17 protein-coding genes are annotated in these 18,772 nt (G+C 62.8%); 6 read left to right on the plus strand and 11 right to left on the minus strand.

Translation table 11 applies throughout. The annotated features are described in order from the left end of the window. Positions 1–77 precede the first annotated feature (77 nt). Positions 78–1,262, minus strand: a complete 1,185-nt coding sequence (locus tag HX873_RS00270) for a DUF2252 family protein (RefSeq protein ID WP_102604955.1) — start codon at positions 1,260–1,262, stop codon at positions 78–80. 224 nt (positions 1,263–1,486) lie between these two features. On the opposite strand from HX873_RS00270, the gene HX873_RS00275 reads away from it, so the two are divergent. From HX873_RS00275 to HX873_RS00285, 3 genes are all read left to right on the plus strand, one after another. Continuing rightward, on the plus strand, positions 1,487–2,749 hold the full coding sequence (locus tag HX873_RS00275; protein WP_177122228.1) for an aspartate aminotransferase family protein: 1,263 nt from the start codon (positions 1,487–1,489) through the stop codon (positions 2,747–2,749). Continuing rightward, positions 2,746–4,248: an APC family permease gene (locus tag HX873_RS00280; protein ID WP_177122229.1), complete on the plus strand. Its 1,503-nt coding sequence runs from the start codon at positions 2,746–2,748 to the stop codon at positions 4,246–4,248. Before HX873_RS00275 ends, HX873_RS00280 begins: the two co-directional genes overlap by 4 nt. A gap of 72 nt (positions 4,249–4,320) precedes the next feature. Further along, entirely contained in the window at positions 4,321–4,896 is a 576-nt protein-coding gene (locus tag HX873_RS00285; protein WP_003215071.1) for a DUF1349 domain-containing protein, read from the plus strand. Here the strand turns inward: HX873_RS00285 and HX873_RS00290 are convergent, their stop codons facing one another. Together HX873_RS00290 and HX873_RS00295 are read right to left on the minus strand one after the other, a co-directional pair. After that, a complete protein-coding gene (locus tag HX873_RS00290) occupies positions 4,897–5,790 on the minus strand; it encodes a LysR family transcriptional regulator (protein WP_177122230.1) in 894 nt (297 codons plus the stop codon). 191 nt (positions 5,791–5,981) lie between these two features. Beyond that, positions 5,982–6,857, minus strand: coding sequence for a LysR family transcriptional regulator (locus HX873_RS00295; RefSeq protein ID WP_003215066.1), 876 nt, complete (start codon positions 6,855–6,857; stop codon positions 5,982–5,984). 133 nt (positions 6,858–6,990) lie between these two features. Between HX873_RS00295 and ampC the strand changes: the two genes are divergently transcribed. Next, positions 6,991–8,145, plus strand: coding sequence for a class C beta-lactamase (gene ampC / locus HX873_RS00300; RefSeq protein WP_177122231.1), 1,155 nt, complete (start codon positions 6,991–6,993; stop codon positions 8,143–8,145). Positions 8,146–8,281: 136 nt separating this feature from the next. On the opposite strand, the gene dctM is transcribed toward ampC, so the two are convergent. The 8 genes from dctM to HX873_RS00340 all read right to left on the minus strand — a co-directional run bounded on the left by dctM (position 8,282) and on the right by HX873_RS00340 (position 16,985). Then, positions 8,282–9,562, minus strand: coding sequence for a C4-dicarboxylate TRAP transporter large permease protein DctM (gene dctM, locus HX873_RS00305; RefSeq protein WP_003215062.1), 1,281 nt, complete (start codon positions 9,560–9,562; stop codon positions 8,282–8,284). After that, on the minus strand, positions 9,562–10,194 hold the full coding sequence (locus HX873_RS00310; RefSeq protein WP_003215060.1) for a TRAP transporter small permease: 633 nt from the start codon (positions 10,192–10,194) through the stop codon (positions 9,562–9,564). Before HX873_RS00310 ends, dctM begins: the two co-directional genes overlap by 1 nt. A gap of 175 nt (positions 10,195–10,369) precedes the next feature. Continuing rightward, a complete protein-coding gene (gene dctP / locus HX873_RS00315) occupies positions 10,370–11,353 on the minus strand; it encodes a C4-dicarboxylate TRAP substrate-binding protein DctP (RefSeq protein WP_003215057.1) in 984 nt (327 codons plus the stop codon). A 222-nt stretch (positions 11,354–11,575) separates the two neighbouring features. Continuing rightward, complete coding sequence (locus HX873_RS00320; RefSeq protein WP_177122232.1) at positions 11,576–12,391, minus strand: CoA ester lyase; 816 nt, start codon at positions 12,389–12,391, stop codon at positions 11,576–11,578. A 14-nt stretch (positions 12,392–12,405) separates the two neighbouring features. Then, a complete protein-coding gene (locus HX873_RS00325; protein ID WP_177122233.1) occupies positions 12,406–13,602 on the minus strand; it encodes a CaiB/BaiF CoA-transferase family protein in 1,197 nt (398 codons plus the stop codon). Positions 13,603–13,611: 9 nt separating this feature from the next. Then, positions 13,612–14,961 (minus strand): MmgE/PrpD family protein, encoded by a 1,350-nt coding sequence (locus HX873_RS00330; RefSeq protein WP_008436239.1) that lies wholly within the window; start codon positions 14,959–14,961, stop codon positions 13,612–13,614. A 10-nt stretch (positions 14,962–14,971) separates the two neighbouring features. Next, positions 14,972–16,135: an acyl-CoA dehydrogenase family protein gene (locus tag HX873_RS00335; protein ID WP_177019774.1), complete on the minus strand. Its 1,164-nt coding sequence runs from the start codon at positions 16,133–16,135 to the stop codon at positions 14,972–14,974. A gap of 31 nt (positions 16,136–16,166) precedes the next feature. After that, the gene (locus tag HX873_RS00340; protein WP_008436236.1) at positions 16,167–16,985 is read right to left on the minus strand and encodes a MaoC family dehydratase N-terminal domain-containing protein; all 819 of its coding nucleotides are present in this window, start codon (positions 16,983–16,985) and stop codon (positions 16,167–16,169) included. 202 nt (positions 16,986–17,187) lie between these two features. Between HX873_RS00340 and HX873_RS00345 the strand changes: the two genes are divergently transcribed. Next, positions 17,188–18,099: a LysR family transcriptional regulator gene (locus HX873_RS00345; protein ID WP_008436234.1), complete on the plus strand. Its 912-nt coding sequence runs from the start codon at positions 17,188–17,190 to the stop codon at positions 18,097–18,099. A gap of 34 nt (positions 18,100–18,133) precedes the next feature. Beyond that, on the plus strand, positions 18,134–18,619 hold the full coding sequence (locus HX873_RS00350; RefSeq protein WP_177047289.1) for a GFA family protein: 486 nt from the start codon (positions 18,134–18,136) through the stop codon (positions 18,617–18,619). Positions 18,620–18,772 lie beyond the last annotated feature (153 nt).

Raw genomic sequence — 18,772 nt, forward strand, 5'->3', positions numbered from 1 at the left:
AGTCAGCAGATATTTGACTGCCCCCCCCCTTTCGCGAGCAAGCCCGCTCCCACAGGGGACTTTCAGCTTTCTTGAGGTCAGTGCTCCAGCGCATACCGCCGGCAATGATTCAAATACCCTTCCTCATGGCTCCCCACCAACTGCACCACACTGGTCCACAGCCACGAAGGCGCATCCAGTTGCCTGGAGCGATTCTCTTGCAACAGCGCCATCCAGTCCTTGCGCGTATCCCGGTCCATCTGCCGCGCATGGGCCACGCCGACCACCCGTGCCAGGTACCCGGCCGCGTGCATCGCATCAATCTCGCTCAGCTCATCCAGCTCCAGCTTCATGTCCTGGGGCAGCAGTTCGCGGATGAAAAACCCGTGATCCAGAAACCGCGTGGCCAACATTCGCTCCCCCAACGCCGGTGACAGGTGCCGCGCGCCCTCCACCACCCGCCGGCCGTTATCCCGAGGCATTTTTGCCCGGGCCGCACGCGGCGCCGCAGCGCCTACCGCTTCCTTGATGTCGAGCAGGCAGTATTCCTGATCAGACTTGTCCCCTACTCCCAGCAACACCGCATAACGCAGCAATCCAAGGGAGCTGCAACCCTTGACCCAATAAGCCGAGTCCAGCAGCTCAACCTCGGCGTCGTTGGAGCGGCCTTTAAGCGAAGTCACCAGCCGGTGGATTTCATCCGACGCGCACAACGTTTCAAGGGCGGACTTTTCTGCCCGCGACAACGACCAGAAATGCTTGCCCAATGGAATCGTCGGCCGGGTGTTTTCAATACGTTCGCGAGCCAGATTCTTCCAGGTGCGCTCCACCGCACTGCGCATCCCGGCCTTGACCTGGGACGGGCGCGGCGGTGCCTCGTCGGGCTTGTCCTTAAACGCCTGCGCGTAGCCCACCATCATCTCTTCAAGCATGCGGGCGGTGGTCACCCCTGGCAGGTCCGAACCCCGCGCAGCGGTGGCCAGGGACAACGCCAGGCGCACCAGGTCATGGGCCGGATTGCCGATCACCGCCTGGTCAAGGTCACGGATATGCATGTCGATCCGGCCCTTGGTATCGCCCGTGGGCCCAAGGTTACCGGCGTGGCAGTCGCCGCAGATCCAGATCGCCGGCCCGTGGGGCAAGCGCCGGCCGCGCTGGCTGTGCAGCCACTCGTAAAACTGAACCGTACTGCCCCGCACATAGGCGTGGGCGGAGCGCGCCATCTTCAGGTTGCGCAGTTGCGTGAGGTGGGGCATTCGCGAAGAGGGACGCGGAATTTTCATAGAAGTACTCGTCGTGGAGATACGGTAGAGGCTGGCCCGCGACAAATGTTTCATTTTGTTTCAGAGGATTCTATTAATAAGCCACGCCAATCAATCCCACTGCAATCGGTCTTTCTATTCCTCCCGTCCCCGGGACTAGCATCGGGTCAACTCGATGCAGCGAGTCACAACCCTAACTGCACACATCCCCAAACACTGCCGCCCTAACAAAAGAGATAACGCAGATGAATGAAGTGATGAACACCGCACCCGCCAAGATCAACCTGGTCAAGGCCCGAGGCTCGCTGGTATGGGACGATCAGGGCAAGGAATACATCGACTGTACCGCCCAGGCCTGGTCGAACAATTTGGGGGCCAATGACCCCCGGGTGGTGGAAGCCGCCGTTGCGCAATTGCGCGAAATGACTCACATCCGCCCCAACTTTGGCTCACCGGCCCACACCCGGCTGGTGAAGAAGCTGCGAGAGGTCTCCCCGGGCGCCCTCAACCAGATGGGCTTTGCCCTGCATGGCAGCCTCGCCGGTGAAATGGCGATGAAACTGGCTTTCAAGAACCGCCCCGGCGCACAGAACCTGCTGGTGCTGCAGGACGGCTACCACGGCCGCTCCCTGGCCACCCTCGGCGCCAGTTGGCCGCATCCGAACAATCCGTTCCTGGCGATCCAGCCACGTTTCACCCGCGTCCCCCACCCCAACCCGTACCGCACGCGCCTGGGCATGGACCCGGAAACCGAGTCGCAGCTGTGCCTTGGCCTGCTGGAAGAAACCATCCTCAAGGGCGTCGACGGTGGCGTGGCAGCAGTGATGATGGAACCGATCCAGGGCAATGGCGGGCATATCGAGTTCCCCCGCTCCTACTACAAAGGCGTGCGCGAGATCTGCGACCGCTTAGGCGTGCTGCTGATTTTTGATGAAGTGCAGACCGGTTTCGGGCGCATGGGCACGATGTTCGCTGCGGACTATTACGACGTGCTGCCCGACATCATCGTGTTCGGCAAAGGCGTCGGCGGCGGCTTCCCGCTGGCCGGGATCCTCGCCGATGACAAGCTCAAGTGGTTCGACGAAGGCGAAGAAGCCCTGACCTTCGGCCACTTCCCGGTCTCGCTGGCCGCCGGCTATGCCACGGTGGAAGCGATCGTCGCCGACAACCTCTGCGAAAATGCCCGCGACTCCGGCGACTACATCACCGCCCGCCTCAAGGACATGCAAACCCGCCACCCGCTGATCGGCGACGTGCGCTGCCCCGGGCTGATGGCGTCCATCGAGCTGGTCAAGGACCGCACCACCAAGGAACCGGCCTGCCGGGAATCCCAGGAGGTGTATCGCCTTGGGGTGGAGCGCGGCGTATTGTTTGGCGAAAGCCGCTACGCCGGGCTGGGTAACCTGATCAAGGTCAAGCCTCCGCTGGATATCGAACGCCCGTTGCTGGCCAAGGCCCTCGACGTGCTGGACGAGGTGATCGGCATCATCGAGGAGCAACGGCCATGAGCACATTCGTTGAAAACACCGTGACCGCCCCGCCGAATGCCCAGGCCCCGCTGTCCAGCGACGACGCCGACCTGGCCAGCCTCGGCTACGAGCAAAAGATGCACCGCACCATGAGTTCGTTCACCTCGTTTGCCCTGGCCTTTTCCATGGTCTCGATCAACACCGGGGTGGTCACGCTGTTCGCCGACCCGTTCAACCGCGTCGGCGGTATCGGCATCCTTTTGTGGCTGCTGGTGATCCCGCTGGTGTGCTGCATCGTCATGGTCTACTGCCACCTGGCCGGGCGCATTCCGCTTACCGGCTACGCCTACCAATGGTCCAGCCGGTTGGCGGGCAATCACTTCGGCTGGTTTACCGGCTGGGTCGCATTCACCTCGTTTGTCGCCGGTACAGCCGCCACCTCGGCGGCCATCGGCACGGTGTTCGCGCCGGAGATCTGGGCCAACCCGACACAGGGCCAGATCCAGGGCCTGAGCATCGGTGCCACGCTGGTGGTAGGCCTGCTGAACATCTGCGGGATTCGCCTGGCCACGCGGATCAACGACATCGGCGCGATCATCGAAATCATCGGCACGGTGCTGCTGGCGATTGCGTTGTTCTTCGGGGTGTTTTTCTTCTTCGAGCACACCCAGGGCGTGGCGATCCTGACCTCCGCACAACCGGTGAGCGGCGGCACCCTCAGCTTCACCACCCTCGCCCTCGCCACCTTGCTGCCGGTCTCGGTGCTGCTGGGCTGGGAGGGCGCCGCCGACCTGTCCGAAGAAACCAAGGACCCACGCCGCGCCGCGCCCCGGGCGATGATTCGTGCGGTGCTGGTGTCCAGTGTATTGGGCTTCGTGGTGTTCGCCTTGCTGAGCATTGCGATCCCGGGGTCGGTCAGCGAGCTGCTCAGCCACAGCGAAAACCCGGTGATCAATATCGTGCGCCTGCAACTGGGCAACGCCGCCGGCGTGGGCATGATCGTGATCGCCTTCGCCTCGATCCTCGCCTGCCTGATCGCCAACATGGCGGTGGCCACGCGCATGACCTTCGCCCTGTCCCGGGACAACATGCTGCCGGGCTCCAAGGTGCTGGCGAAGATCAACCCGCACTTCGGTACGCCGGTCGCCGCCATCGTGCTGATCACCGCCATCGCCGTGCTGCTGAACCTGGCGAGCGGCGGGTTTGTCACGGCGATCTACTCGATGGTCGGCCTGACCTACTACTGCACCTACCTGCTGACGCTGATTGCCGCGTACCTGGCCTATAAAAATGGCCGGATGCCGGGGGCGCCTGCGGGTGTGTTCAGCCTGGGCAAGTGGTTGTTGCCGATGATCGTCCTCGGCGGCCTGTGGGCCATCGCGGTGATCCTGACCCTGAGCATGCCCGAAGAAAGCCACACCGGCGCCATCACCACCGGGGTTACACTCGGGGTCGGCGTGCTGTGGTGGTTGTTTTCGCTGCGCACGCGCCTTAACAATGGCACCGCCGGGCCGAGCGGCAAATTGCTCGACCACTAGCCGCTGATTGCAGCCAAACAACAAAACCCCGGGCGCCGGGGTTTTGTCTTGTCACCTTCAAGGAGCTTCCCGATGTTTGAACAGGCCAGTTGGCTCAATCAACCCCAGCAATGGAGCCAAGAAGGCGAGCGCCTCAAGGTGCGCACCGATGCCAGCACCGATTTCTGGCGCGAAACCCACTATGGTTTTGTGCGCGACAACGGGCATTTCCTGTTTGTTGAAACCGACGGTGACTTCACCGCCCAGGTCAAGATCCACAGCGCGTTTACCCACCTGTATGACCAGGCCGGGTTGATGGTGCGGGTGGATGAAGCGCATTGGGTGAAGATCGGTGCAGAGCTGTCCGACGGTGTGACGCTGTTGAGCAGCGTATTGACCGATGGCGTGTCGGACTGGGCCACCGGTGTGTTCCCGGGTGATCCCGAGGCGTTCTGGATTCGCGCCACCGTGGCCAAGGGCGTGCTGCGCGTGCAGGTGTCGGTGGATGGTGTGAGTTGGCCATTGGTGCGCCTGGCGCCGTTCCCCGTGGCTGCGTCGTATCGGGTGGGACCTTATTGCTGCACGCCGGAACGTGGCGGGCTGGAGGTGGAGTTTTCCGAGCTTCAGGTAAGTGCGCCCAACGGCAAATCCCTGCACGACCTGTCCTGACTAACGCCGGCTGCTCGCCACTTCCATCGCCAACTCGGCAAAGTTGCGCGCCGCCACACTCGGTTGTGGCGGCAAGGCGACCGCCACTTCACACATCGGCATATCGCTGATCACCGGGAAGGCCAGGCCGGGCCGTGCATAAAAACGTGCGGTGGACAGCGCGGTGATACTGATCCCGCGCTCCGACGCCACCGCCTGCAACTCGGTCTCCACCGTCGAAGCTTCATGGACGATCCGCGCCGGCTGGCCATCGCGGTACGCGTCGGCGGTCCAGAAACTGCGCCACACGCCCACTCCCGGTGCAGCAATGATCGGTTCATCCAGCACGTCGTAGATGCTCACGCTGCTCTCCCCGGCCAACCGGTGGCTGGACGCCAGGCACGCCACGCAGGGTTCGGTCACCAGGGTGTGCAACTCGATGTCCGGCAGGCCCAGTGGCGGGCGCAGCACCGACACGTCCATGCCCTCGTCGATCCCGGCATGGGGCGAGCCGAAGTCATACTCGCGCACCACCAGTTCGATCTCCGGGTAGCGCTTGGCGAACACGCTGAGGATTTGCGGCATCAAGTCCACACCCGCGCCGATCAGGAAGCCGATATTCAATGAGCCGCGTACGCCGCGTGCATGTTCGTGGGCGGTGCGTACCAGGCGGCTTACGCCATTGACGATTTCCCGCGCCTCTACCAGCAAGGCCAGGCCGGCTTCGGTCAGTGCTACGTTGCGGGTGTTGCGTTGGAACAGTTGTACGTCCAGCAGCGCCTCAAACTGGCGGATGGTCTGGGACAGCGCCGGTTGCGAGACATGCAGGCGGGTCGCGGCGCGCACGAAGCTGAGCTCCTCGGCCACCACCACGAAGGCCTTGAGTTGACGGATGTCTACGCCGGAAGTTTGCATTGCAGCCTCTTATGATCAATGGGCAGACCGAGTGGGAGAATAACCTGTGGCGAGGGAGCTTGCTCCCGCTGGGTTGCACAGCGCCCCTGAAACCATCCGCCGCGTTCTTGCTGAACTAACACCGCCGCTTCTTAGGGGCCGCTTCGCGGCCCAGCGGGAGCAAGCTCCCTCGCCACAGCGTCGACCCAACCTCAATGCATGGCCACTTCACGCAACCACGTCTTGAACGCCAGCATCGCCGGCGTCTCGGCCCGTGACTGCAAGCGCGTCAGCCAATAACTGCCGGTGGTGATGCCGATCTCGAACGGCTGGCGAATCACGTCCGTCGCCAACTGCCGGCTGAACATCATCGCCGGCGCGAGGGCCACCCCCGCCCCTTGCAGCGCCGCCTCCATCATCGCCAGGGACGAGTCGAAAACGATACTGCGCGGCACCAGCGTATCGGCAGGCAAGCCCGCGGCCTGGAACCATTGCGTCCACTCATCCGCACGATATGAGCGCAGCAGCGTGTGCTTCAACAGGTCCGCCGGAGTCTGCAATTGCCGAGCAAGTTGCGGCACGCACAGCACCGTCAGCGGCGCCTCCAGCAACTGGCACGCCTCGGTGCCGTGCCACGCGCCGGAACCAAACCGGATTGCGTAATCCAGGCCTTCGGCCGCCACGTCGACGCGGTTGTTGTTGGTGGACAGGCGCAAGTCGATAAACGGGTAGCGCGCCTGGAAATCCGCAAGCCGCGGCAACAGCCAGCCCACCGCAAAGGTGCCCACCGCGCCTACCGTCAATACTTCGCGGTAATGCCCACCTTCAAACTGGCCTAAGGTTTGAGCTATCCGGTCGAAGGATTCGCGCAACACCGGCAGCAGGGTCTCGCCCTCGCTGGTGAGCATCAGGCCCCGGGGCAGGCGTTTGAACAGCGTGACATTGAGCTGCGCCTCCAGGCTTTTCACCTGGTGACTGACCGCCGCCTGGGTGACGCACAGTTCAATCGCCGCCCGGGTAAAACTCAAATGCCGCGCAGACGCCTCGAAGGCTCGCAGCGCGTTGAGTGGCAAATGGGAACGGAGCATGGCTTGACCCTAATTTTTCTAATGGCTGTTGCGAGATATCATCGTTTGCCGCGGGATCACAAACTGCCTAGATTTGCGGCGCCTGCGCAGGCAACGGTATTCACCCGATCACCTTCATGGAAGTCACGTCATCATGTACACATCCCTTTTTCCAACCGTGCGCAACACCGCGATATTCGCCTTATTGCTCGGCGCAGGCAACTGCATGGCGGCTACCGACATGCGCCAGGTCGTGGACAGTACGGTCCAGCCCCTGATGCAGCAACAGGACATCGCCGGCCTGTCGGTGGCGATCGTACAGAACGGCAAGGCGCAATACTTTAACTACGGCGTTGCCAGCAAGGAGAGCAAGCAGCCCGTCACCGAAAACACCCTGTTTGAAATCGGCTCGGTGAGCAAGACCTTCACCGCCACCCTCGCCGGCTATGCCCTGGCCAACGGCAAGCTGAAGCTGTCGGACCCGGCCAGCCAATACCTGCCGGCATTGCGCGGCGCCACGTTTGACCACATCAGCCTGCTCAACCTCGGCACCTACACCGCAGGTGGCTTGCCCCTGCAATTCCCCGATGAGTCCGATAACGCCGGCAAGATGATCAGCTACTACCAGCACTGGAAACCGGACTTCGCTCCCGGCACGCAACGCCTGTATTCCAACCCGAGCATCGGCTTGTTCGGCCACCTGGCAGCGCAAAGCCTGGGCCAGCCGTTTGACCGGTTGATGGCGCAGACCCTGCTGCCGAAACTCGGCCTCAAGCACACCTTTATCAGCGTACCCAAGTCACAAATGAACCTGTACGCCCAGGGTTACGACAAGGCCGGCAAACCGGTGCGCGTCGGGCCTGGCGCCCTGGACGCCGAGGCCTACGGCATCAAGACCAGCACCTCGGACCTGATTCAGTACGTTGAAGTGAACATGCACCCGGCGAAGCTGGAGAAGCCGCTGCAACAGGCGATTGCCGCAACCCACACCGGCTACTACACGGTGGATGGCATGACCCAGGGCCTCGGCTGGGAGATGTACCCCTACCCGATCACGCTGGATGCATTGACCCAAGGCAACTCGGCACAAATGGCCTTTCAGCCCCACAAGGTCAACTGGCTGACACCACCGCAAGCGCCCCATGCCGACACGCTGGTGAACAAGACTGGCGCCACCAGTGGTTTTGGCGCCTATGTGGCGTACGTGCCGAGCAGAGGCCTGGGGGTGGTGATCCTGGCGAACAAGAACTACCCGAATGCCGAACGGGTAAAAGTGGCCCATGCGATCTTGAGTGCGATGGATAAATAAATCCCTGCACACCTCAAATGTGGGAGCGGGCTTGCCCGCGATGGCGGTGTATCAGTCGGCACATGTGCTGGCTGACACACCCCCATCGCGGGCAAGCCCGCTCCCACATTGTTTTGTGGCGTGATTCAAGTTGGGTTTACATCCCCAGCCAGTGCGGCAAGGCCAGCGATATGAACGGCAGGTAAGTCACCATGATCAGGAACACCAGCAGGATCATCAGCCACGGCAACGCCGCGCGGATGGTCTGCCCCAGCGTCAGCCCGGTCACTGCCGAGGTCACAAACAGGTTCAACCCCACCGGCGGATGCACCAGGCCAATCTCCATGTTGACCACCATCACAATCCCCAGGTGAATCGGGTCGATCCCCAGCTTCATCGCAATCGGGAAAAAGATCGGCGCCAGGATCAGCACGATTGCCGACGGCTCCATAAAGCTGCCCGCCACCAGCAGCACCACGTTGACCATGATCAGGAAACCAATCGGCGTCAGGCCCTCGGAGATCACCCACGCGGTGATTTCCTGGGGAATCTGCTCCGTAGTCAGCACGTGAGCGAAGAGCATGGCGTTGGCGATGATAAACATCAGCATGATCGCCAGGCGCCCGGACTCCAGCAGCACCTTGGGGCAATCCCTGATCTTCATGTCCTTGTAGATGAACAGCGCGACAAACGCCGAGTACACCGCCGCCACCGCCGCCGCTTCGGTCGGGGTGAACATGCCGCTGTAGATCCCGCCCAGGATGATCACCAGCAGCAACAGGCCCCAGAATGCCCGGCGGGCGCAGGTCAGCCACTCGCGAAAGGTCGCCCGTGGCTGGGCCGGCAGTTTCTTGATGCGCGCGACGATGTAGATCGCGACCATCAACATCAAGCCCAGCAGCAGGCCCGGAATCACCCCGGCCATGAACAGCTTGCCCACCGAGGTTTCCGTGGCGGCCGAGTACACCACCATCACGATCGACGGCGGAATCAGGATGCCCAGGGTACCGGCGTTGCAGATGATCCCGGCGCCGAATTCCTTCGGGTAGCCCGAGCGCACCATGCCCGCCACGGCAATCGAACCCACCGCCGCCACTGTCGCGGGCGAGGAGCCCGACAGTGCGGCAAACAGCATGCATGCCAGCACCGCCGCAATCGCCAGCCCGCCGCGGATATGCCCGACGCAGGCGTTGGCAAAGTCGATCAGCCGCTGCGCCACGCCACCGGTGGTCATGAACGCACCCGACAACAGGAAGAACGGAATCGCCAGGAAGGTATAGGCGTCCGAGGTTTCAAACAGCTTGATTGCCAGGGAACTCACCGAGTCCGGGCTGAACATCAGGATCGACACCGCGCCCGACAACCCCAGGGAAATCGCGATGGGCACACCGAGGAACATGAACACGAACAGCAGCAAAAACAGACACAGAACGGCCATCAGTGACGCTCCTCATGGCTGCCGGCCAACTTGCTGGCTTCACCGGCTTCGTCGGCCAGGCCCAGCCCGGTTTGGCGGTGGGTGAAGATGCGGTAGAAGATTTCCAGATAGCGGATGAACACCAGGGCAAAGCCGATGGGCACGATCACCACGATGTCGTCGACATCGATGCCGAACTTGTCGAGGTCTTCGGCGCCGATGTGCGCGGTGGTGACCGCACTCAGCCATTTGTAGCTGGCAACCATGAACAACCCGGCGTAGGCCAGGCAGCACAGGCAAGCCAGCATGCCCAGCAGGCGCTGCACCCGGCGCGGCGTCAGCTTGACCAGCGCGTCCACGCCCAAGTGGCCGGCGGTGCGCACGCCGTAGGAGATGCCGAAGAAAATCAGCCAGCCGAACATGGCCTTGGTCAGCGCCACGCTCCAGGTCATGTCCTGGGCCCAGCCCATGGTGTGGTCACCCAGGGCGTTGAAGAAACCGCTGCTCCACGCCCACTTGTCGGCAAGGGCAAAGAACAGGGTGTAGATGTTGTTGAGCATGACGTAGACAAAAGTCACCAGGGTCATGGCGGCCAGCAGGATGGCGATAAAGCCTTCCTCCAGGTGCTCCCAGACGCGCCTTAGCGTTTGCATGGCAAAACCTCGCGAAGCGGAGATAGGTGTGTGCAAGGCTTGGAGGCGGGAACCGGATCAAAATGTGGGAGCGGGCTTGCTCGCGAATGCAGTCTTTCAGTTGATGCATTCGGTGACTGATACACCGCATTCGCGAGCAAGCCCGCTCCCACATTTGATCTCGGTGCTCTCCAAATTACTGGTTCGACGCGTCGGCCGCCTTGATCAGGTCAGCGCCGATTTCACCTTCGAACTTCTGCCACACCGGGCGCATGGCTTCGCGCCAGAGCTGGCGTTGCTCCGGCGTCAGTTCGATGATTTCGCTGGTCTTGGCGTCGATGATCTTCTGCTTGGCCGACTGGTTCAGCGCCTCGGCCTGCTTGTTCACCTCGACGGTGACCTCAACCATGACCTGGTCCAGGGTGGTGCGCACATCCGGCGGCAGGCCGTTCCAGAACTTGGCGTTGGTGATCACCATGTAGTCGATCAGGCCATGGTTGGATTCGGTGAAGTACTTCTGCACTTCGTTGACCTTCTGGCTTTCATAGTTCGACCAGGTGTTCTCGGTGCCGTTGACGGTGCCGGTCTGCAAGCCCTGGTACACCTCGGCAAAACTCATCTTGCGCGGGTTGGCGCGGATCGCCTTGAACTGCTCTTCCAGGACGCTGGAGGCCTGCACGCGGAACTTCAGGCCACGGGCATCCTTGGGCTCACGCAATGCCTTGTTCGCCGACAGTTGCTTGAGGCCGTTGTGCCAATAGGCCAGGCCGAGGATGTTCTTGTCTTGCATCGAGGTCAGCAACGCCTTGCCCTGGGCCGCCTGGAAACGGTCGACCGCCGCCAGGTCGTTGAACAGGAACGGCAGGTCGTAGATCTGTACTTGCTTGGTGTACTGCTCAAACTTGGCCAGGGACGGCGCCAGCATCTGCACGTCGCCCAGCAGCAGCGCTTCCATTTCCTTGCCGTCGCCGAACAGCGAGGAGTTAGGGTACACCTCGACTTTCACCCGGCCGGGCAGGCGTTCTTCAGCGAGCTTCTTGAACAGCAAGGCGCCCTGGCCTTTGGGGGTGTTTTCCGCGACGACGTGGGCGAACTTGATCACGATGGGGTCGGCCGCCTGGGCCAGGCCCGCGGCAAACAAGGTGGCGGCGCAGAACAGCGCCCGAGAAAGCTTGAGCATGGAAAATCACCTTCTTATTGTTGTGTTATAGGGCAAGGTGCCTGATGTCACGCGTATAGAGAATTTCGAATTTTAGATACCTGCGTTCGGCGTGGACGAACGCCGATTTTGCAAACGACAGAGATCCAATGTGGGAGCGGGCTTGCTCGCGAAAGCGGTGTGCCAGTCACCGGATGCACTGGCTGACACACCGCTTTCGCGAGCAAGCCCGCTCCCACATTTCTACGGTTGCGCGGCTAATAATCGTTGGGCCCGCAGCAACACCGGTGCATCCACCATCTGCCCGTCCAGCTGATACGCCCCGGCCCCATGGGCACCGGCGTCCACCACCCGTTTGGCCCAGGCCAGATCCTCGGCACTGGGGGCCAACGCCTGGTGAATCACCGCCACCTGCTTGGGATGGATACACAGCGCGCCGGCAAAGCCCATTTCATAGGCATGCCGAATCGAACGGCGCAGGCCTTCGGGGTCGTCGATGGCCGGGTGCACGCCGTCCAGCGGCGCCACCAGCCCGGCGGCGCGGGAATGCACGATCAAGGCAAGGCGAGCCTGGTCGAGGGCAAATTGCGCGGCCGGGGAGCCGCTGCTCAGGTTCAAGTCCAGCGCCAGGTCCAGGCCACCAAACGACAGGCGCTCCACCAGCGGCGCATGGGCGATTTCCGCCACCGCCAGCAAACCCCGCGCACTCTCGATAATCGGCCAGATAGCCTTTCCCGTTGCAGCCACCACGGCCACCTGGGCCGCACTTTCAACCTTGGGCAGCAACACCCCTGCGACCCCGGCGTGGGCCTGACAGAACGCCACATCGGCAAAATGCTCGGGATGCTCCGGCGCGTTGATCCGCACCCACACCCGCGCCGCCGGCGCCGCCTGCAAAAACACCCCGAGGTTGTCCCGGGCCTGACGCTTGAGCGGCTCTTCCACCGCGTCTTCAAAATCCACAATCACCGCATCGGCGCCGCTGGCCAGGGCCTTGGCAAAACGTTCCGGTCGGCTGCCCGGTACAAACAGCGCAGAGCGCACAAGAGAGGTTGGCATCGTTCGATTCCTTGTCAGATAACGCCGCGGATACGCAGGCCGTCGATGGCTTCAGCGGAGTAACCCAGCTGGTCGAGAATCCCCTGGCTGTGCTGCCCCAGCCCCGGCACCGCATCCATCCGCGGGGTGAACGCGGCATTGCGTGCCGGTGGCAGCAACGACGGCAACTTGCCCGCCGGGCTGTCGACTTCACGCCAACTGTCCCGGGCCTTGAGCTGCGGGTGGTCCCACACGCCTTGCATGTCGTTGACTCGTGCACTGGCGATTTGCGCGTCTTCCAGGCGCTGGATCACGCCCTCGGCGCTCATCTGCGCAAAACTGTCGACGATGATCTGGCGCAGCGCGTCGCGGTTTTCCGAACGCTTGAAGTTGGCCGAGAAACGCTCGTCGGTGGCCAATTCCGGGGTGAGCAGCACCTTGTCGCAGAACGCCGCCCATTCCCGCTCATTCTGCAACCCGAGCATCACCGTGCCGCCGTCGCCGGTGGGAAACGGCCCGTAGGGGTAGATCGTCGAATGCGCCGCACCCGCGCGCGGTGGCTGGGGCGCGCCGTCGAACGCGTAATACATCGGGTAGCCCATCCACTCCACCAGGCTTTCCAGCATGCTGACGTCGATGCGACTGCCCTGCCCGGTCTTGCCCCGCAGCAGCAGCGCCGAGAGGATGCCGCTGTAGGCGTACATCCCGGCGGAGATATCGGCGATGGAGCAGCCGGCCTTGGCCATCTGGTCTTCACCCGGGCCACCGGTGACCGAGAGAAAGCCGCCTTCGCTCTGGATCAGCAGGTCGTAGGCCTTTTTCTTTTCATACGGGCCACCCTCGCCATAGCCGGAGATGTCGCAGACGATCAGCCGCGGGAAGCGCTCATGCAGCGCCTCGAATGACAATCCCATGCGCGCGGCCGCGCCCGGTGCGAGGTTCTGCACCAGCACATCGGCATCGGCCAGCAGGGTTTCCAGGATGTTCCCGGCATCGTCGTGCTTGAGGTCCAGGGTCAGGCTTTCCTTGGAACGGTTGGTCCACACGAAATGCGAGGCCAGGCCGCGCACGCGCTCGTCATAGCCCCGGGCAAAGTCGCCCGCCCCGGGACGTTCGATCTTGATCACCCGCGCGCCCAGGTCGGCCAACTGGCGAGTGCAGAACGGTGCGGCAATCGCGTGTTCCAGGCTGACAACGGTGATGCCGTCCAGCGGTCGTTGATTAGCGGTCATGACAGTTCCTTAAAGCCAGTGAGCCAGGGACGCGGCGTTGCGCAGGTCCCAGACTTTTTCGATCAGCCCGGTGGTTTGCGCGGGTGTGCGGGCACCGCTGAATTGAGTCAGGCGCTGGAACTTGTCGGCCAGCTCCGAGCGGTTCAGGGTGTTGCCCGGGTCGCCCTTGGGTTCGTCGATGGCGCCGTGCAGGGTGCGACCATCGGCGGTGGTCACGATCACCCGGCCCAGCCAGCGCTGCGGATAGGCACCGTCGACTTCGGCGTCGAGGGTCATGGAGACCTTGTCGCGAAACGCCGCCACGTCCCCGTCACTCAGCGCCAGCTCGTGAAACTCGGTCAGCCCGGCCTTGCCATGCACGGCGATCAACCCCAATACGGTGCCCATGGAAAACTTGGCCTGGTGCACGGTCTGCGGCAGCGTCACCCGGCCCAAAACGTCGATGGCGCCCTGGTGAACGCGGGTTTCCACATGGGCGATCTGCTCATGGCCCAGCCCTTCGCGCTGCATCAGATCCAGCAGCGCATCGGCGGCCGGATGGGTGTGGCGGCATGAAGCATGGAACTTGAACGACGTTTCCAGCAGCGCCCAGCGGCTGCCGAGGCGATCGGACAATTTGCCTGGGTCGGCGTCGGTGGACATGCCCGCCGCCATCCCCTGATCGCCTTCCAGAATATTGCGCGCACCGGTCAGCCCGTCCGCTGTCAGATACGCCGCCAGCAAACCATCGGCAGCGGCCTTGGCAGTGTGCAGTTGCTTGGAGTCGGCGGCGTCCCGCAGGAACTCCCACAGCCCGGCCGCCTGAGTGCCGGCACTGCCCAGCAGGTTGATGAATTGCTCTTGGTTGAAGTCGAGCAATTTGCCCACGGCCACCGCCGCTGCGAGGGTGCCGACGGTGGCCGTGGTGTGGAAGATCCGGTAGTGGGAGCGGCCCATGAATTCGCCGATGCGAATCCCGGCTTCGTAACCGGCCACCGAGGCCAGCAGCAGCTCGCGACCGGACTTGCCGAGGTCTTGCGCCGCCGCCAATGCCGCCGGAAACACCACGGTCGCCGGGTGCAATACCGAGCTGTTGTGCAGGTCATCCTGCTCCACCAGGTGCGACGACGCGCCATTCACCAGCGCGGCGAAATAGGCACTGCTGCTGCCGCCGTTGACGATGATCTGCGCCGGGCCATCAGCCGGGCCCATCCTGCGGGCATAACGTTCGAACAGCGGGATCGGATGCGCGCCCTTGCTGGCCAGCGCCGAGGCGAGCCAGTCGAGGAACAGGTCTTCGGTGCGGGCGAGTACGGCGTCCGGCAATTGTGCGTAATTCAACTCGGCGAGGAACCGGCACAGCGCTTGGGTATGGCTCATGGTCGGGCCCTCAGAAGCTGCGTGGCAGTTCGAGCAGATGCTCGGCCACGTAGGACAGGATCAGGTTGGTGGAGATCGGCGCAACCTGGTACAGGCGGGTCTCGCGGAACTTGCGCTCCACGTCGTATTCGCAGGCAAACCCGAAGCCGCCGTGGGTTTGCAGGCAGGCGTTGGCCGCCTCCCAGGAAGCCTTGGCCGCGAGGTACTTGGCCATGTTCGCGCTGGCCCCGGCATTGGCGCCGCTGTCGTATTCCTCACAGGCACGCCAGCGCATCAAGTCGGCCGCTTCGATCTCGATATGGGCTTCGGCAATCGGGAACTGCACGCCCTGGTTCTGTCCGATGGGCCGACCAAATACCACGCGGTCGCGGGCATAGGCGCTGGCTTTCTCGATAAACCAGCGGCCATCGCCGATGCACTCGGCGGCAATCAGCGTCCGCTCGGCATTCAAGCCGTCGAGGATGTAGCGAAAGCCCTTGCCCTCCTCGCCAATCAGGCTGTCCAGCGGCAACTCCAGGTTGTCGAAGAACAGTTCGTTGGTCTCGTGGTTGACCATGTTGGCGATGGGCTGCACGGTCAGGCCGTTGCCGATGGCTTCCCGCAAGTCCACCAGGAAGATCGACATGCCTTCGGATTTTTTCTTCACCTCGGCCAACGGCGTGGTGCGGGCCAGCAGGATCATCAGGTCGGAATGCTGCACCCGCGAGATCCAGACTTTCTGGCCGTTGATCACGTACTTGTCGCCGCGCTTGACTGCGGTGGTCTTGATTTTGGTGGTGTCAGTGCCGGTGGTGGGCTCGGTCACGGCCATCGACTGCAGGCGCAATTCGCCGCTGGCGAGCTTGGGCAGGTAGAAGCGTTTCTGTGCTTCGCTGCCGTGACGCAGCAAGGTGAACATGTTGTACATCTGGCCGTGGACGGTGCCGGAGTTGCCGCCGCAGCGGTTCACTTCTTCCAGAATCACCGAGGCTTCCGCCAGCCCCAGGCCGGAGCCACCGTATTCTTCGGGGATCATTGCCGACAGCCAGCCGGCGTCGGTCAGGGCTTTGACGAAGGCTTCCGGGAAGCCCTTTTCTTCATCGACCTTGCGCCAGTAGGCGGCGTCGAATTCGGCGCAGAGTGCGCGCACGCCTTCGCGGATGGCATTCAGTTCTTCGTTGTCATTCGGGTTCATTAACGGCTCTCCGCCTGTTGTTCTTGGAGGTTTATTCGAAATGCAGTTCGGCGCGCTGGGCCAGGCCGTCGGCGTTGCCCGCCCACAGTTCCGCGACGCCCGGCGCGGTGATGTGCCCGCCCACTTCAAAGGCTTGCGGGGCAATCAACGGACGCACGCCGCGATACGAGAAACGGCGCAACGTGGCCGCGGGGTTGGCGCGGCAAAATGCGCGCAGGCTCAAGGTGGCGATCAGCGGACCGTGCACCACCAGCCCCGAATAACCTTCGGTGCCGGTGACATAGGGGTAGTCGTAGTGAATGCGGTGGCCGTTGAAGGTCACGGCGCTGTAGCGGAACAACAGGGTTGGCGTCGGGTCGACCGCTTCACGCCAGGCGCCTTCGGGGAGCGCGTCACCACTGCCCTGCTTGGGCGGCGTGGGTTCGCGGTAGACGATGTCCTGTTCTTCGCGCAGGGCCAGGCGGCCGTCCTGGGAATAGTCGTGGCGCACGGTGACGAACAACAACGAGCCGGTGCGACCGGTTTTTTCTTCCACCTGGGTGATGGTCGAAACGCGGGTGGCGGCCTCACCGGCACGCAATGCATGGAAGAACTCGATGCGCCCGCCGGCCCACATGCGGTTGCGGTTATCGGCCGGCGGCAGGAAGCCGCCACGGGCCGGATGACCGTCACCGCCCAGGGCGGACTCGGGCAGCGGGTCCTGGAAGAAGCACCATTGCCACAAGGGCGGAACCGGCTCGCCATCTGCCGGTGCCGCTTCGCCAAAGGTGGCGGCGATGCGTTTGAGCAGGTTGTGGCTCAAGTGGTCGTGGGCTGTTTCGCTACGGCCGATCCAGTCTGTGGCGCTCATCAGGTGCATGTCCTCGGGCAGGGAATCTGAACCGGATCATGCTGGGCCCTGGCCGTTCTGAGAATTTGCATTTCAATAAAGCAGCGTTCGGCTATGCTGAACGCCATCGCCCATAAAAAGATCTCAAGAACCCGGATGATCAATGTGGGAGCTGGCTTGCCTGCTCCCACATGGGTTCTTCGTCGCTGCCCCGGAGCCTTGCATGCACTTTGATCTGGCTGACTTACGCCTGTTTATCCATATCGCCGAATCCCCCAGCCTGACCCAGGGCGCCAAGCGCGCGTTCCTTTCGCCGGCCGCCGCCAGTGCGCGGATAAAGGCCCTGGAGGGCCAACTCGACACCCGCCTGTTGTACCGCGACAGCCGTGGTGTGGAAATTACCCCGGCGGGCGAACGGCTGCTGCACCATGCGCGGCTGATCATGCGCCAGGTGGATTACCTGAAAAGCGAGTTCACCCAATACGGCATCGACTCGGCCGGACATATCCGCATTTTTGCCAACACCACCGCCGTGACCGAGTTTCTCCCGGAGGTGCTGGCCGGCTTCCTGTCCCAGCGACCCGGCGTGACGGTGGACCTGCAGGAGCGGCTGTCACGGGACATCGTGCGGGGCGTGCTGGATGGCACCAGCGACATGGGGATTATTGCCGGGCCTGTGGAAGCATCGGGTTTGCAGGTGCTGCACTTCAGCACCGACCACCTGGTGCTGACGGTACCGGTGGGGCATCCGCTGGCGGGCCTGCCTTCGGTGACGCTGGAGCAAACCCTGGCTTATCAGCATATCGGCTTGCATGACGGCAGCACGTTGCTGAGTTTCCTGCGTGAGCATGTGGAGCGGCTGGGCAAGCACTTGTCGTTGCGCATTCAAATGTCGAGCTTCGAGGCGATCTGCCGGATGGTTGAGGCGGGCGTGGGGATCGGCATCATTCCCGAGTCGGCCGCCGTGCGGCACAGCCGGACCATGCAACTGGTGACGGTGAAGCTGGATGAGGTTTGGGCAGTGCGTGAGCGCAGTATTCTGGTGCGGGAACTGGAGGCGTTGCCGGGGACGATTCGGGCGTTGATCGCGACCTTGATGCCCGAGATGGAACCGCCCCGGCTGCCGGGCGCCTAAGCTAACGTTGCCCTTTTGCGAAGGAGATCTGGTCATGCAGCTTGAAGGTTCCTGCCATTGCGGCGCGGTTTCGTTCAGTCTTGAGAGTGCGCATCCCTACCCTTATCAGCGGTGTTATTGCTCGATTTGTCGCAAGACCCAGGGGGGTGGCGGGTATGCGATCAACCTTGGGGGGGATGCCAGGAGCCTCAAGGTACGGGGGCGCAAGTTGATTTCGATTTATCACGCGCGGATGAAAGGGCCGGGGGATAGCCGGGCGCATGCGAGTACGGCTGAGCGGCATTTTTGTTCGCAGTGTGGGTCGGGGTTGTGGTTGTTCAGTCCGCAGTGGCCGGAGTTGATTCATCCGTTTGCTTCGGCGATTGATACGCCGTTGCCGGTGCCGCCGGAGCATACGCATTTGATGCTGGGGTCGAAGGCGCCGTGGGTTGAGGTGAGTGTTCGCGCGGGGGACCTGGAGTTTGAGGAGTATCCAGAGGAGTCGATTGCCGAGTGGCATGGGCGGTTGGGGTTGGGTTGATTGATTGAGTGAGTGTATATCCGTTATTTAGGTAACGGCTGCTATTGGTTCCGCTCTTACAGCGGCTCACTTTTGAACAGCGCAAAAGTAAGCAAAACGCTCTTGCCCCACCACTCGGCACCTCGCCTAGGCTCGGTGTGCCCTCACTCCGGC

It is taken from the genome of Pseudomonas sp. P7758, assembly GCF_013386485.1.
Taxonomy (GTDB): Bacteria; Pseudomonadota; Gammaproteobacteria; order Pseudomonadales; family Pseudomonadaceae; genus Aquipseudomonas.